Annotated in this window: 12 protein-coding genes; 9 read left to right on the top strand and 3 right to left on the bottom strand. The window is 61.7% G+C overall.

Going from position 1 to position 13,590, the window contains the following annotated elements; translation table 11 throughout:
* Positions 1-193: 193 nt before the first annotated feature.
* The gene (locus tag M3089_RS01570; RefSeq protein ID WP_205111593.1) at positions 194-1,120 is read left to right on the top strand and encodes a lysophospholipid acyltransferase family protein; all 927 of its coding nucleotides are present in this window, start codon (positions 194-196) and stop codon (positions 1,118-1,120) included.
* A gap of 4 nt (positions 1,121-1,124) precedes the next feature.
* Positions 1,125-1,934 carry a hypothetical protein gene (locus M3089_RS01565; protein WP_249081384.1) on the top strand — a complete coding sequence of 270 codons (810 nt, stop codon included), beginning with the start codon at positions 1,125-1,127 and terminating at the stop codon, positions 1,932-1,934.
* 94 nt (positions 1,935-2,028) lie between these two features.
* On the opposite strand, the gene M3089_RS01560 is transcribed toward M3089_RS01565, so the two are convergent.
* Complete coding sequence (locus M3089_RS01560) at positions 2,029-2,970, bottom strand: glycosyltransferase family 2 protein (protein WP_249081383.1); 942 nt, start codon at positions 2,968-2,970, stop codon at positions 2,029-2,031.
* A gap of 560 nt (positions 2,971-3,530) precedes the next feature.
* Between M3089_RS01560 and M3089_RS01555 the strand changes: the two genes are divergently transcribed.
* From M3089_RS01555 to M3089_RS01545, 3 genes are read left to right on the top strand one after another with little or no spacing between them, the layout of a single operon-like run.
* Complete coding sequence (locus M3089_RS01555) at positions 3,531-4,346, top strand: O-fucosyltransferase family protein (RefSeq protein WP_249081382.1); 816 nt, start codon at positions 3,531-3,533, stop codon at positions 4,344-4,346.
* A 38-nt stretch (positions 4,347-4,384) separates the two neighbouring features.
* Positions 4,385-5,200 carry a glycosyltransferase family 2 protein gene (locus M3089_RS01550; protein ID WP_249081381.1) on the top strand — a complete coding sequence of 272 codons (816 nt, stop codon included), beginning with the start codon at positions 4,385-4,387 and terminating at the stop codon, positions 5,198-5,200.
* An 11-nt stretch (positions 5,201-5,211) separates the two neighbouring features.
* Positions 5,212-6,138, top strand: coding sequence for a capsular polysaccharide synthesis protein (locus tag M3089_RS01545; RefSeq protein ID WP_249081380.1), 927 nt, complete (start codon positions 5,212-5,214; stop codon positions 6,136-6,138).
* A gap of 26 nt (positions 6,139-6,164) precedes the next feature.
* On the opposite strand, the gene M3089_RS01540 is transcribed toward M3089_RS01545, so the two are convergent.
* Together M3089_RS01540 and M3089_RS01535 are read right to left on the bottom strand one after the other, a co-directional pair.
* The gene (locus M3089_RS01540) at positions 6,165-6,941 is read right to left on the bottom strand and encodes a glycosyltransferase family 2 protein (RefSeq protein ID WP_249081379.1); all 777 of its coding nucleotides are present in this window, start codon (positions 6,939-6,941) and stop codon (positions 6,165-6,167) included.
* A 65-nt stretch (positions 6,942-7,006) separates the two neighbouring features.
* A complete protein-coding gene (locus tag M3089_RS01535; RefSeq protein ID WP_249081378.1) occupies positions 7,007-8,164 on the bottom strand; it encodes a glycosyltransferase family 4 protein in 1,158 nt (385 codons plus the stop codon).
* A 104-nt stretch (positions 8,165-8,268) separates the two neighbouring features.
* Between M3089_RS01535 and M3089_RS01530 the strand changes: the two genes are divergently transcribed.
* From M3089_RS01530 to M3089_RS01515, 4 genes are all read left to right on the top strand, one after another.
* Positions 8,269-9,483, top strand: coding sequence for a glycosyltransferase family 87 protein (locus M3089_RS01530; RefSeq protein ID WP_394802235.1), 1,215 nt, complete (start codon positions 8,269-8,271; stop codon positions 9,481-9,483).
* Positions 9,467-9,847 carry a GtrA family protein gene (locus M3089_RS01525; RefSeq protein WP_249081376.1) on the top strand — a complete coding sequence of 127 codons (381 nt, stop codon included), beginning with the start codon at positions 9,467-9,469 and terminating at the stop codon, positions 9,845-9,847. The genes M3089_RS01530 and M3089_RS01525 overlap by 17 nt, the downstream gene beginning before the upstream one ends.
* Positions 9,848-10,429: 582 nt before the next feature.
* Positions 10,430-12,448, top strand: a complete 2,019-nt coding sequence (locus M3089_RS01520; protein ID WP_249081374.1) for an LTA synthase family protein — start codon at positions 10,430-10,432, stop codon at positions 12,446-12,448.
* Between the two features lie 294 nt (positions 12,449-12,742).
* Positions 12,743-13,471 carry a hypothetical protein gene (locus tag M3089_RS01515; protein WP_249081373.1) on the top strand — a complete coding sequence of 243 codons (729 nt, stop codon included), beginning with the start codon at positions 12,743-12,745 and terminating at the stop codon, positions 13,469-13,471.
* Positions 13,472-13,590: the final 119 nt, after the last annotated feature.

Below are 13,590 nucleotides of genomic sequence, written 5' to 3'. Positions count from 1 at the left end.
CCGCTATTTCGCAGAGTTTTGTTCTTATTTTTATTCCCGCAGGCTTCTAATCAGATTATTTTGTATATATTTGCATCGCCAACGGCCCCGGGGCGTGCTTGGCGGGGCCGTGCCGGCGGCAGGCCTCCCTCTGGCGGTGTTGTTGCCGCAGTGCTTTATTGTTGTCAATTACGGAACGAAAGAGTTTGTCATAATGAATTTTGCTTATCACGCTATATACGCAGTCTGCTGCCTGGTGTCGTTGTTGCCGCTCAGGGTGCTCTACTGTTTGTCAGACGTGCTGTTCTTCATCGTATACCATGTTGTGAAATACCGTCGCCCGCTTGTCAGGAAAAACCTCACCGACTCGTTTCCCGACAAGACGGCAGAGTGGGTGGCAGGCGTGGAGAGGGCCTTCTACGCCTGGCTTTGCGACTATTTCGTAGAGACGCTAAAGCTGCTCACCATCAGCAAGCGGCAGATAAGCCGCAGGATGCGCTTCGTGGGCCATGAGCAGCTGTCGGAGAGGCTGCGGCAGGGCAAGACGTGCTCGCTATACCTGGGCCACTATTGCAACTGGGAGTGGATAACGTCGCTGCCGCTGCTGGTCGACGAGGGCATCTGCTCGCAGATTTACCACCCGCTCGAGAACCGCGGCATCGACATGCTCTTCCAGCGCCTCAGGAGCCGTTTCGGCTGTACGAACATAGAGATGGACAACTCGTTCCGCACCATCGTCACATGGAAAAAGCAGCAGAGGCCAAACATCGTGGGCTACATTGCCGACCAGGTGCCGGGGCTGCACAACGTGCACTGCTGGGTCGACTTCCTCAACCACGACACGCCGGTGTTCACCGGGGCTGAGAAGATAACCATGCTCACGGGCGCCGAGGTGTTCTACGCCGACATAGAGCGCCCCAGGCGGGGCTACTACGTGTGTACGTTCAAGCCCATGCCGCTGCCGCCGGGCGGATATGTCAAGTTCCACTATACCCGCCTTTACTTCAGTATGCTCGAAGACAGCATACGCCGCGCGCCGCAGTACTGGCTGTGGAGCCACAATCGGTGGAAGCGCACGCGCGAGCAGTTCAACAAAGAGTATTCGGAAGAGGAGCGCAGGCGGATGCTGAGCAGGCTTTGAGGGCATGAAGAAGACGTTTGTGACATACGGCGACGACAACTACCGCGAGTCGCTCGAGAGGATAGGGCGCGAGGCCCGGGCCACAGGGGTGTTCGACTCCGTGAGGCTCTATACGCCTGCCGACCTGCCCGAGCCGTTTGCCTCGTACACCCGCGCCTACCCACGCGGCGGGGGCTACTGGCTGTGGAAGCCCTTCGTGATTGTCAGCGAGCTCGACCGTGCGGCCGAGGGCGACATTGTGGTGTATGCCGACGCCGGGTGCACGCTGATGCCCCACGCCGACTGGCAGCGCTATTTCGACGCCGTCGACGGGCGCGAGGAGCTGTTCTTCCTGGCCGAGGGCAAGAGCGCCAAGTGGTGCAAGAAAGAGGTGTTCGACTACTTCGGCACCAGGCGCGACGCATGGAAGAACGCCAGCCAGGTGCAGGCCACGTTCATCATCGCCCGCAAGAGTGGGCGCAACGAGGTGCTCAGGCGGTGGTACGACCTTGCCGTCGCCCACCCCGAGCTGTTCGTAGATGCCGCAGCTGGTTCTGAGCAACATCCCCGCTTCCGCGAGCACCGCCACGACCAGGCTGTGCTCACGGCCTGTGTGTGCGCATCGGACAGGCCGCGCGCCTTCCGCCTCGACGTCGAGAAGGTGGAGCGCCGCCATGCCGGCGGCCAGGCCGTGTTTGCCTCGCGCATATCCAACGGGCAGGTGCGGGGCAACGGCCGTGTCAAGGGGCGGCTTGCCGGATGGTTGGAGCGTCTGTTTGTCAATCCCCTGAAGGTGGCCTCGGCCCGCCTGCTGTTTGCCCTCTCGCGGGGCTGACAGTGCCTGCGCATCTCTTTGCCGATTCTTTTGCCGCCGCGCGCCGCGCAAATGCCATTGCCATTTGCGCCCCGTAGGCCACCCCGTCCGGCCTTCAGTCTATGTATTCCACCCTTGGCCTGAACGTGAAGCCCGCCAGCAGCCCCTTGCGGCAGGCCGCCAGCAGCTTGCGCTCCTCGTCCTTGGGCAGTTTGCGCCTGCGTATCTTGCGTGCGTGCAGCCGCAGGGCGTTGAGCTGCGAGAAGAAGAAGGCCAATGCGCCTTTGCGCTCGCGGCGCATGAACGACTGGTTGCGCTCGCCGTAATACAGTTTCCATGCCGCCGCCGCCGGCACCGTGTCTATCGATGCCGCATAGTTCTCGGCCGTCTTGTGGGTGGCCACGCTGCCCTCCACCAGCAGCCCGGCATATCCGTTGCGGGTTATCCGCTCGGTGTATTCGGCGTCGTCGCTCCAGATGAAAAACTCCTTGTAGGGCAACCCAATCTCGCGCGGCAGCGAGCCGCGGACGAAGAGCGACACAAACGACGCCCCCTCTATGGGCTCCGCCCCGCAGCCCTCGCCCAGCCCGAGCCTTTCGAGCGCGGCCTTGCGCCGGGCCTCGTCGTCGATGCGGCCGGGCAGGTTCATCAGGTGCAGGCTGCCGTCGGTCCACACCACCTTGCTGTTTAGGAAGCCCACGCCGCTGCACCCCATGAACGGCACCATGCGCTCCACGGCGTCGGGGGCGGGCACCGTGTCGTCGTCCATCACCCATATCCATCCCGGCGAGCACAGCGCAGCCCTCCTGATGCCTTCGGCAAAGCCACCGGCCCCGCCCGTGTTGGTGGCCAGGCGCACTGTCTCTATGGCCTTGTTGCCGCCTATCGACGCCAGGTATTCGGCCGTGCCGTCTGTCGAGTGATTGTCTATTATGATGGTCTTGCGCAGAGGGTGCGTCTGCCCCATCACCGCCCCGACTGTCTCTTTCAGCAGGGCGAGGCGGTTGTAGGTCACAATCACGCCTACCACGTCTGTGTTTCCGATTCCGTTGTCCATTTGTTCCTTTGTTAAGAAGTGGTCATTCCATTGGCCGCCATAGTGCATTCAGCCTGCGCTCGGGTTTGCCCTCACATTTCCGAGTGTAGCTTCATCGTATGCAAGGATAATGCAAACGAGCGAAGAGAGAGCTTGCTCTCAGTCTTCCGAGTGCAGCTTTATCGTATGCAAAGATAGTGAAAAAAGAAACACGTGGAAGATGTTTACTGTAAAAAAGTATGGCTTTGAAACCGGATGGAAGCGTGCCGTGCGGTATGCAGTGGCAAGCCGCTGCCGGGCGACGGGCCGTAATGCGGCAGCGTTTGTGCCGTTTGGGAACGCAAAACGGCCCGTTTGACATCGTAATACGTGCCGTTCTGCACTGCGGAACGGTACATGTGGCCCACACCGTGGCTGGCCTACATGGCTTTGGCACGTGTTCTGGGTGGTGAATATGGCGCAGGCCGGTTGTTGGCGGCCTTTGTAATGTAGGCGGCAGGCGGTGAATATAATATGCACATCGGACCGCCGTTCGTTTTTTTTTATTACCTTTGCCGCTGTATAACAACGACCGACAGCCAATGATATTCGTAAAAGGCTATGGGCAGATGTGCAACAACTGGTTGCAGTACGCCCACATCTACGCATGGGGCAGGGAGTACGGGGTGCGCACGGTGTCGATGCGCTTCGCCTACAAGTACCGCTATTTCCACATCTGCGAAACGCCGTGGCACAACCCCGCCACCTATCTTGCGGCCAAGCTGCTCATAAAGACAAGGCTCATACGCTGCCTGTGGCTGCAGCACCCGCGTCAGCGCACCGACCCCGAGGTGCACCGCCTGCTGAGCCGCAGCCCCCTGATAGCCGCCGACGGATGGAGCTTCCGCCATCCGCAGCTGTTCATGAAGTACAGGGCCGAGATAGCCTCGCTCTTCGCCTTCCGCCCCGCCAAGGTGGCGGCCAAGGCGGCATGGCTGCGCTCGCTGCCCGGGGCCGACGTGCGCCTGGGCCTGCACATACGCCGGGGCGACTACGCCCGCTGGCAGGGCGGGGCCTACTTCTTCGCCGACGACGAGTATGCAGAGCGCGTAAGGCAGTTTGCGGCCCTCTTCCCGGGCAAGAGAGTGCAGGTGCTCGTGGCCACCAACGACCCCCGGGTCGACCTGGGCCTGCTGCGCAGCCGCTCGGGCGTGGCCGACATGCACCTCACACGGGGCAACCCCGGCGAAGACCTCTACCTGCTCTCAGAGTGCGACTACATCATGGGGCCGAAGAGCACCTTCTCGCTCGTGGCCGCTTTCTACCACGACCGCCCGCTCCACTGGATGGACGGCAGGGGCGGGGAGCTCACCGAAGGTAGCTTCTGCCGCTTTGCCGATGTGTTCATGGATGTGTGAACTGCAGGGCGTATTGTAGCATCATTAAGATATTGACAATGGAAAAAAGAACCAGCACCCCTTCGACGAGTATAATAGTCACTACGTATAACCGGCCCGACGCCCTGAGGCTTTCGCTTGAGAGCATGTTGAGGCAGACAGTCGCGCCGGATGAGATCATCGTTGCCGACGACGGCTCCACCGGCGACACACGTGCGGTTGTCGAGGCGTTGGCGGGCGCGAGCAGCATACCCGTGCTGCATGTCTGGCAAGAGGACAGGGGCTTCCGCCTTTCGGCCATACGCAACAGGGCCATAGCCAGGGCGTCGGGCGATTACATACTGCAGGTGGACGGCGACGTGTTGCTGGGCCGCCACTTCGTCAGCGACCACCTTGAACTGGCCGAACGGGGCTTCTTCGTATGCGGCAGCCGCGTTAGGCTCTCGCCCGAGGTGACGCGCCGCGTGCTCTCCGATGAGCATTTCAGGCCCACGCTGTTCAACATGCCGCTGAGCTTTGCGGCCAACAGCCTGCGCTCGCGCTTGCTGAGGCACTGGATGGCCACCCGCTACGGCCGCCGCATAGACCACCTCAGGGGCTGCAACATGGCTTTCTGGCGCGACGACCTGATACGGGTCAACGGCTTCAACGAAGACCTCACGCAGTGGGGCCACGAAGACGGCGAGATAGCATTCCGCCTTCACTTTGCAGGGGTGGGGAAGAAGTCGCTCAAGATGGGCGGCTGCGTCTACCACCTTTACCACCCCGAGGCGTCGCGCTCGGGCGAGCAGCGCCACCTCGACGAGCTGGAGAGGGTGAAGCAGGGGCGCATAAGCCGCTGTGACAACGGGATAGACAAATACCTGAAACAATAATAAGAACAGACATGAACACACTGCGCGTAAGGCTTCAGAAACTGCTGGCCACCTGCGTCTCGGCGCTCATACCCGCCAGGGAGGCGCGCCACCGCGTGCGCTACTGCCTGCACCCGCTCAACGACCGTCGGTGCGTGGCCTACTTCAAGCGGCGCTACGTTGAGCGCACGCCGCCCGCAGCATTGTCTGTGGAGCGCAGGCGCGAGCCGTCGGCGGGGGTTGAATATATATGGCAGTGCTGGCTGCAGGGCGAGGAACGAATGCCCGCCCTTGTGCGCCGCTGCCTCGACTCCGTGCGCCGCCATGCCGCCCCGGGGCAGCAGGTGGTGCTCGTCACCGAGGCCAACTATGCCGACTATGTGGCGCTGCCCGAGGGCATCACGGCCCTGCGGCGCGCCGGGCGCATTGCCGACGCCCAGTTCTCCGACCTGCTTCGCGTATGGCTGCTGTCGGCTTACGGCGGCTTCTGGATCGACGCCACCTGCCTCATGACCGCCCCAATACCCGAGAGCATATCGCGCGCCGGCTTCTTCGTGTTCCACTCTGAGGGCGAGTTTGGCTATACGCTAATACAGAGCTGCTTCATCAGGGCCGCGGCGGGCAACTACCTCATCTGCCGCTGGCGCCAGCTCATGGAGGAGCTGTGGGCCTCCGACGCCCGCCTGCTGCACTACTTCCAGCTCCACCTTATGTTCAAGGCCATGGTCGAGGCCGACCCCGTGGCGCGCGAGGAATACGGGCGCATGGCCCGCGTGGGCGAGGCTCCCACCCACGTGCTGCTGGGATACATGAAGGAAGGGCGGGCTTACGACGGCAAGCTGATGGCCGAGGCCGCCAGTGGCTCGTTCATCCACAAGCTGACATACAAGATAAAGCCCGACGGTGGGGCACACCCGCCAACGTTCACCGACCGGCTGTGGAACGGCCCTGAGCCTTAGGCAAGGGCGATGTGGGCCGTGGCGGCTCACTGCCTGCGGCGCTCCTCGATGAGCTTGGCCACCACCGCAAACTGGTAGACGGCGTCGAGCATGGCGTGGATGAGGCCGGCCCGCCCGTCGAGAAATCCCCTCTTTATAACATACGACTTGAAGAAACGGAACGCGGGGCGCACCAATAGCGCCACCGTGCCGTAGCCCTTGTGGCGGCGTCGCGGCAGTTCGTGGTCTGAATAGGTGTCGGTCTTGCGCAGTATGGTGCCCACGCTGTCGTTGGCCAGGTGGTCGAAGGCCAGGTCTTTTCGGTTGCGCGGTATGCGCTCCACGCGGCCCTCCACCTGCGGGGCGGTGTGGATTACGGGCGGCCACGTAGTGACCGACTTCCTGAAGAAGCGCAGTATGTAGTCGGGGTAGCAGCTGTGCAGGAAGCTGCCCATGAAGTAGTTCTTCCTCGGAATCCACAGTCCGTCGGGGCATCCGTCGCTGCCAATGATTTCGTAGAGGTAGCGGCGCAGCGCCTCGGGCACAAGCTCGTCGGCGTCGACCACGAGCACCCACGGCCGTGAGGCCTGTCCGATGGCAAACTGGCGTGCGGGCTCCACTATGTTGCACCCCCGTTTCTCGAACGTCACCACCCTGCACCCGTGTCGGCGGGCAATGGCCACCGTGTCGTCGGTGCTTTCCATGTCGCATACCACCACCTCGTCGAAGCCGCCGACCGACTGCAGCACCCTGTCGAGGTGCCTCGAGGCGTTGTAAGTGTTGATAACCACCGATATGCCATCGGCGTGGCTTTCATTTCCCATATCTTTGTTGTTGAGTTACTGCCTTGTGCGTGCCGGTGCCAATAGCGGCGCGGTTGCCGTCCCTGTCAGCCGCGGGCCATGGCCTTGCGGTAGACGGCCATGAGGTCGGCAGCCAGGCGGCTGTCGGCAAAGCGTGCTGCATATTCGCGCCCGCGGTCAATCATCTGCTGCCGGCGCGGCCCGTCGGTGCAAGCCGTGTCGATGGCGTCGGCCATGGCCCCGGCGTCGTCGGGGTCTACGTATATTGAGTGTGGGCCGCCGGCCTCCTCGAGGCACGAGCCTGTGCAGCCTATGGCCGGCAGGCCGCTGGTGATGGCCTCGAGCATGGGTATGCCGAAGCCCTCGATGCGCGAGGGGTAGACAAAGGCCGTGGCCAGGCGGTAGAACGCCGGCAGGTCGGCAAAGGGCACACCGTGGACGAAGCGGAACGACTGCTCCAGCCCCTCGCTGCGCAGGTAGCTGCGCAGCTCGTCTTCATAGTCGGTGTGCCGCCCCACGGCCACCACAGGCACGATGTCGGCCGCCTGCCGGCCCCGGCGGGCCATCAGCGCCACGGCGCGGGCCGCCAGCATGAGGTTTTTGCGCCGCTCTATGCTGCCCACGTAGAGCACGAAGCGCGGCGGCAGCGAGTAGCGGCGGCTCACGTCGGCAAGGGCTTCGGGGGCTATGTCGGCGGCAAAGGCCGGGTCGCACCCCTGGTAAACCACGTCGATCTTGCCCTCGTCGATGCCGTAGTAGTGCACCAGCTCGCGCTTGGTAAACTCGCTCACGGCTATCACCCTGTCGGCCACGCGGCAGGCGCGGCGGAACTTGTAGTTGTATATCATTCGGTCTATGGGGTGGTAGTATTCGGGGCAATGGATGAAGATTAGGTCGTGGATGGTCACCACCGAGCGGCAGCCCGCCCTGCCTATGGTCAGCGGCAGCTCGTTGCTCAGCCCGTGGTACAGCTCGATGGCGTCGCGCCGCAGGTCGGAGGCCACGCCCCACACGCGCCACAACGACCCAAGGCGCCGCCACACCGCCTGGCAGGGGGTGTGCAGGTGGAGCGCCCCGAGCGTGGGTATCTCGCCCAGGTAGGGCGTGCGCCTTGCGTTGGGGGTGTAGAGGTGGTAGTCGTTGGCGGGCTCCGCCTGCGACAGTATGCGCACCACGAAGCGGCTGTAGTTGCCCAGGCCGGTGCGGTTCTGGGCGGCTCTCTTGGCGTCGAAACCTATTCTCATGTCGTGGCTTTGTTTTTAATGATAAGCAAAACTATGCAAAAATATTGAGATAACGGCATCATTTCGGGAAAAATAGCTACTTTTGCATGAAATTTGAATGCGAGATGAACAATACGACCGAAGCCTTGCGGCGTTTCTTCCGCAAGCCGTTCTTCACCGACCCGCGCACGCTGGTGGGCCTGTGGCTGCTCTTGCCCGTGATTGCCGCGCTGCTCAAGCTGAGCAAGTGCAACAACTTCCTTATCTTCAAGTATGTCTTCTGGCATGCATGGGGGCAGCTGCCGCTCTACGAGCCCTATCCGGCCGAATACTTTGACACCAACCATTACGGCCCGGCGTTCAGCCTGGTGATAGCCCCCTTTGCCGTGGTGCCCCAGTGGCTGGGCCTGCTCCTGTGGGAGGTGATGCTGGCCATGTCGCTCTATGTGGCCGTGAGGCGGCTGCCCATGGAGTGGCGCAAGCAGGTGTTTGTCTACTGGTTTTGCGCCCACGAGCTGCTCACGGCCCTGTTCATGAGCCAGTTCAACATAGCCATTGCCGCCATCATCGTGGGCACCTATGTCTGCGTGGAGCGCGAGCGCGAGGGCACGGCGGCCTTCCTCGTCATGCTCGGCACGTTTGTCAAGCTCTACGGCATTGTGGGCCTGGCCTTCTTCTTCTTCTCGCGCCACAAGGCCCGCTTCGCCATGTGGCTGGCCGTGTGGGCCGCGGTGTTCTTCGTGCTGCCCATGGCCATAAGCAGCCCCGAGTATATAGTGGGGCAGTACAAGGCGTGGTGGGTGAGCCTGACCGAGAAAAACGCCGACAACATGTTCAGCGGCGGGCAGAACCAGTCGCTGCTCGGCCTGGTGCGCAAGATAAGCCGGTGCCCGTCGTACTCCGACCTGTGGCTCATAGTGCCCGGCCTGGCGGCCTTTGCCCTGCCATACCTGCGCCGGGGGCAGTGGCGCCACGAGGCCTTCCGGTGCGCCTTCCTGGCCTCTACGCTGCTCTTCGTGGTGCTCTTCAGCACAGGCAGCGAGTCGTCGACATACATCATAGCCCTCACGGGCGCCGCGCTGTGGTATGTCAAGGCGCCGTGGCAGCGGTCGCGGCTCGACGTGGCGCTGATGGTCTTCGCCTTCATACTTACGTCGATGTCGCCCTCCGACCTCTTCCCCGCATACCTGCGCAAGCACTACGTGCAACCCTACGCGCTCAAGGCGCTGCCCTGTGTGCTGATATGGATAAAGCTCGTGGTGGAGATGACAACCCGCGACTATGCCCCGCGCACGGCCGCAACAACATTACGAGCCCATGAGAATGCCCGGCAGAGATAAGCTGATGCAGTTTGTCAGGTTCTGCATCGTGGGCACAGTGGCCGCCGCCATACACTACGGCGTATACTACCTGATGCAGCTCTTCCTCAAGGGGGGCGTGTGGCTCAGCGTCGACTACACCGTGGGATATGTGGTGAGCCTGGTGTGCAACTTCTTCATGACCACCCACTTCACCTTCAGGTCGCACGTATCGGCGGGCAAGGCGGCGGGCTTCGGCTTCAGCCACCTGGTGAACTACTCGCTGCACATAGTGCTCTTCAACATCTTCGTGGCCGTGGGCATCCACCGGCTCGTGGCCCCGGTGCTGGTGCTGATGGTGGCCGTGCCAACCAACTTCCTCATACTGAGGATGGTGTATAGGTAAAGCCCCTCTCCCGTCTCCCCCGTGGGGAGAAGCTACGATGCCGACGAGTTTTCCACGTGGAATACAACGTTTCCGATGAGGAGCTTTCCACGTGGGATATTACGCTGCCTACGTGAGGCTGCCCACAGGTAAGATAGAATAGAATATAATAATATAAACAATTAATTAACAGAACGCCCTTCCGCCCAGCTCTTCTCCCCACGGGGGAGACGGGAGAGGGGCTGCCACTCTTCCGCCCAGCTCTTCTCCCCACGGGGGAGACGGGAGAGGGGCTGCCACTCTTCCGCCCAGCTCTTCTCCCTACGGGGGAGACGGGAGAGGGGCTGCCACCCTTCCGCCCAGAGCTTCTCCCCATGGGGGAGACGGGAGAGGGGCCGCCACCCTTCCGCCCAGAGCTTCTCCCCACGGGGGAGACGGGAGAGGGGCTGCCACCCTTCCGCCCAGATCTTCTCCCCATAGGGGAGACGGGAGAGGGGCTGCCACCCTTCCACCCAGGTCTTCTCCCCACGGGGGAGACGGGAGAGGGGCCGCCACCCTTCCACCCAGGTCTTCTCCCCATAGGGGAGACGGGAAAGGGGCCTCATGATAGCAATGAACAGAATACGCAAATCCATTTATTCCGGGCCGTTGTGCCTGGTGATGAACCTCGTACTCGTCTATGTGGTCTACGAGGTGTGCCGGCTGGCTTTCCTGCTTGAAAACTGGCAGGCGTTCGCCCCAAGCCTTACGTGGGGCAAGTTTTTTGAGATGCTGCACGGCGGGTTGGTGTTCGACACGTCGGCCATACTCTACACCAACGCGCTCTACGCGCTGCTGATGCTGCTGCCCCTGCACTACAAGGAGACCGACGCCTGGCAGCGCGTGGCGCGCTGGGTGTTCGTGGTGTGCAACGCCGTGTGCATAGTGGCCAACCTTGCCGACTCGGTATATTTCCAGTATACGGGGCGCCGCACCACGGTGACAGTGTTCTCAGAGTTTGCCTCCGAGCACAACATCGGCTCGGTGGTAGGCGTGGAGCTGCTGCGCCACTGGTACCTCGTGGTGCTTGCCGCCGTGCTCGTGTGGGGGCTGTGGCGGCTTTACTTCATGCCCTCGGGCCCGCGCCCGTCCTGTGTGGGCAAGCCGCTGAGGCTCAAGCCTGCGCTGGCCTACTACGGCGTTCAGCTGCTGTGGCTGCTGGCCTATGTGCCGCTGACGGTGATTGGTATGCGCGGAGGGGCCACCACGGCCGTGCGCCCCATCACCATAAGCAACGCCAACCAGTATGTTGACCGCCCGCTCGAGGCCGCCGTGGTGCTCAACACGCCGTTCTCGCTCATACGCACGTTCAACAAGCCCGTGTTCACCGTGCCCGGCTATTTCGCCCCGGCCGAGCTCGACGCCATATACACCCCGGTGCACATGCCGCAAGACAGCGCGGTGGCCCGCCGCAAGAATGTGGTGGTGCTCATTGTCGAGAGCTTCGGCCGCGAGTACATCGGGGGCTACAACCATTGGCTCGACGGGGGCAAGTACAAGGGATATACGCCTTTCGTCGACTCGCTAATGCAGCACAGCGCCACGTGGCTCTACTCATACTGCAACGGGCGCAAGAGCATCGACGGCATGCCGAGCATACTCTCGGGCATACCAATGTTTGTGGAGCCGTTCTTCCTCACGCCCTCGTCGATGAACGACGTGAGCGGACTGGCCGGCGAGCTTAAGCACAAGGGCTACTACTCGGCTTTCTTCCACGGGGCCGAGAACGGCTCGATGGGCTTCCAGGCCTTTGCGCGCACCACGGGCTTCGACGACTACTTCGGGCGCACGGAGTATAACGACGACAAGCGCTTTGGCGGCGACCGCGACTTCGACGGCATGTGGGCCATCTGGGACGAGCCCTTCCTGCAGTTCTACGCTCTCAAGATGTCGGAGTTCCGCCAGCCGTTCATGTCGGCTGTGTTCACGGCATCGTCGCACCACCCCTACGTAATACCCGACGAATACAAAGACGTCTACCCCGAGGAGGGCATAGCCATACACAAGTGCATTCGCTACACCGACAACGCGCTGCGACGCTTCTTCGCCACAGCCAGCCGCCAGCCGTGGTACAAAAACACGCTCTTCGTGATAACGTCAGACCACACCAACCTCTCTGACCACGACTATTACCAGACCGACCTGGGCGGATTCTGCTCGCCCATCATATTCTTCGACCCGTCGGGCGAGATAAAGCCGGGAATGCGCGACGCCATAGCGCAGCAGATTGACATCATGCCAACGGTGCTGGGCTACCTGGGCTACGACCGCCCGTATGTGGCCTTCGGCTGCGACCTCTTCAACACCGAACCGCAAGACACATGGGCCGTCAACTACCTGAACGGCATCTACCAGTATGTCAAGGGCGACTACCTGTTGCAGTTCGACGGCAGCCGCACCAAGGCCGTCTACCGCTTCCGCACCGACCTGCTGCTTGAGCACAACCTCGTGGGCCGCGTCAGCGAGCAGGCAGCGATGGAGCGCGAGCTGAAAGCCATCATACAGCAATACATGACGCGCATGACCACCAACACCCTCGTGGTGGGCGGAGGTGGCGGTGCCGGGCCGTCAGTTGCCCGCTGAAAGGCAGGGCCGGGGGCATGGTGCTGCTTGCAACTTGCCCCGGCCTTGCCTTTGGGTCTTTCACCATCCCAAACAGAGGTTGTGGCCCAAGCTTATGGCGGGGGCTCTGGCCGTGGTTGATTGCCTGTGGGTTTTGTTTCTTTTGTCGGTGAAGTCTTTTCATTTGTTGCAATTTGTTTTGCAGACAGCCGTTTATTTTGTATATTTGTAATCGCAACGTGGGTTGTCGCAAAATTTTTTTGTTCAAACGATGGCTGTCTGTTGTTATGTGTAACAAATAAACAAGCAATAATTATGGGAGATCTCGACAGGAAATCATTGCTGCTGCTTACGGGTGGCTGTGCCGTTGCTGCTTTTGGCGTGTGGCTCGGTAGTATTGCCGGAGGCTTTTGGGCCTTGGCCCTTGTGGGCTTGTCTGTGTGTGGGGTGGTTGCCCTGGGCCTGCGCGGGCTTTTGCACCGTCTTTCCGGCCAGACGCTGATGGTCGACGGCATCCTGCTTGTTGGCATCCTGGCCTGCCTCAGCCTTGAGCAGTCGGCCTTGGTGGTCAACATGGTGTTTGCCGCCTTGGCTGTGTTCCTGTGCGCCGACGTGGCGGCGTGGTTCCGCCAGTGGCGCGGCAGCCTGTCTGATGGTGCCGTTGCCGATGCCGGCCGTGGCGTCGTGGCGTCGTTCGTGGCTCAGCTTGTGCTTGGTGTGGCCCTGCTGCTTGGTGTTGGCGTCGTGGCCTTTGCCTCGGGCGTCGGGCCGTGGAGGTGGCCTCTGGCCGTGGTTCTGTCGTTGCTTTGCGTCTGCCTGCTGGCGGTTGTGGTGCGCCCGCGTTCGGCGGGGGGCGTCCTAAGGCGCGAACTCCGTGTGGGCCTTGAGCTCGACTTGGCGTTCATGGCCATCACGCTTTATGCCTTCTGTTGCTCAGACTTTCAGCCGGGGCATTGGCTCCCGCTCTGGCTTGCGGCTCTCGATGTGCTGTTCTTTGCCTCCGACATAGCGAGGTGGAGGCTCGACAGGACAGCCAGAATCTAAGAATTGAAAATTAAGAATTAAGAGTTAAGAATTAAATGTGTGGCGTAGGGGCTGTGTCTGACGCTTCTGCTGCTTCGGCTTGGTGTGCAATGAGGTGGATTCAATGAGTATTTAACATA

The sequence above is a fragment of the Marseilla massiliensis genome (genome assembly GCF_023336985.1).
Lineage (GTDB): Bacteria > Bacteroidota > Bacteroidia > Bacteroidales > Bacteroidaceae > Prevotella > Prevotella intestinigallinarum.
The sequence above is the reverse complement of the archived record's forward strand: the minus strand, read 5'-3'. Positions and strand labels throughout refer to the sequence as shown.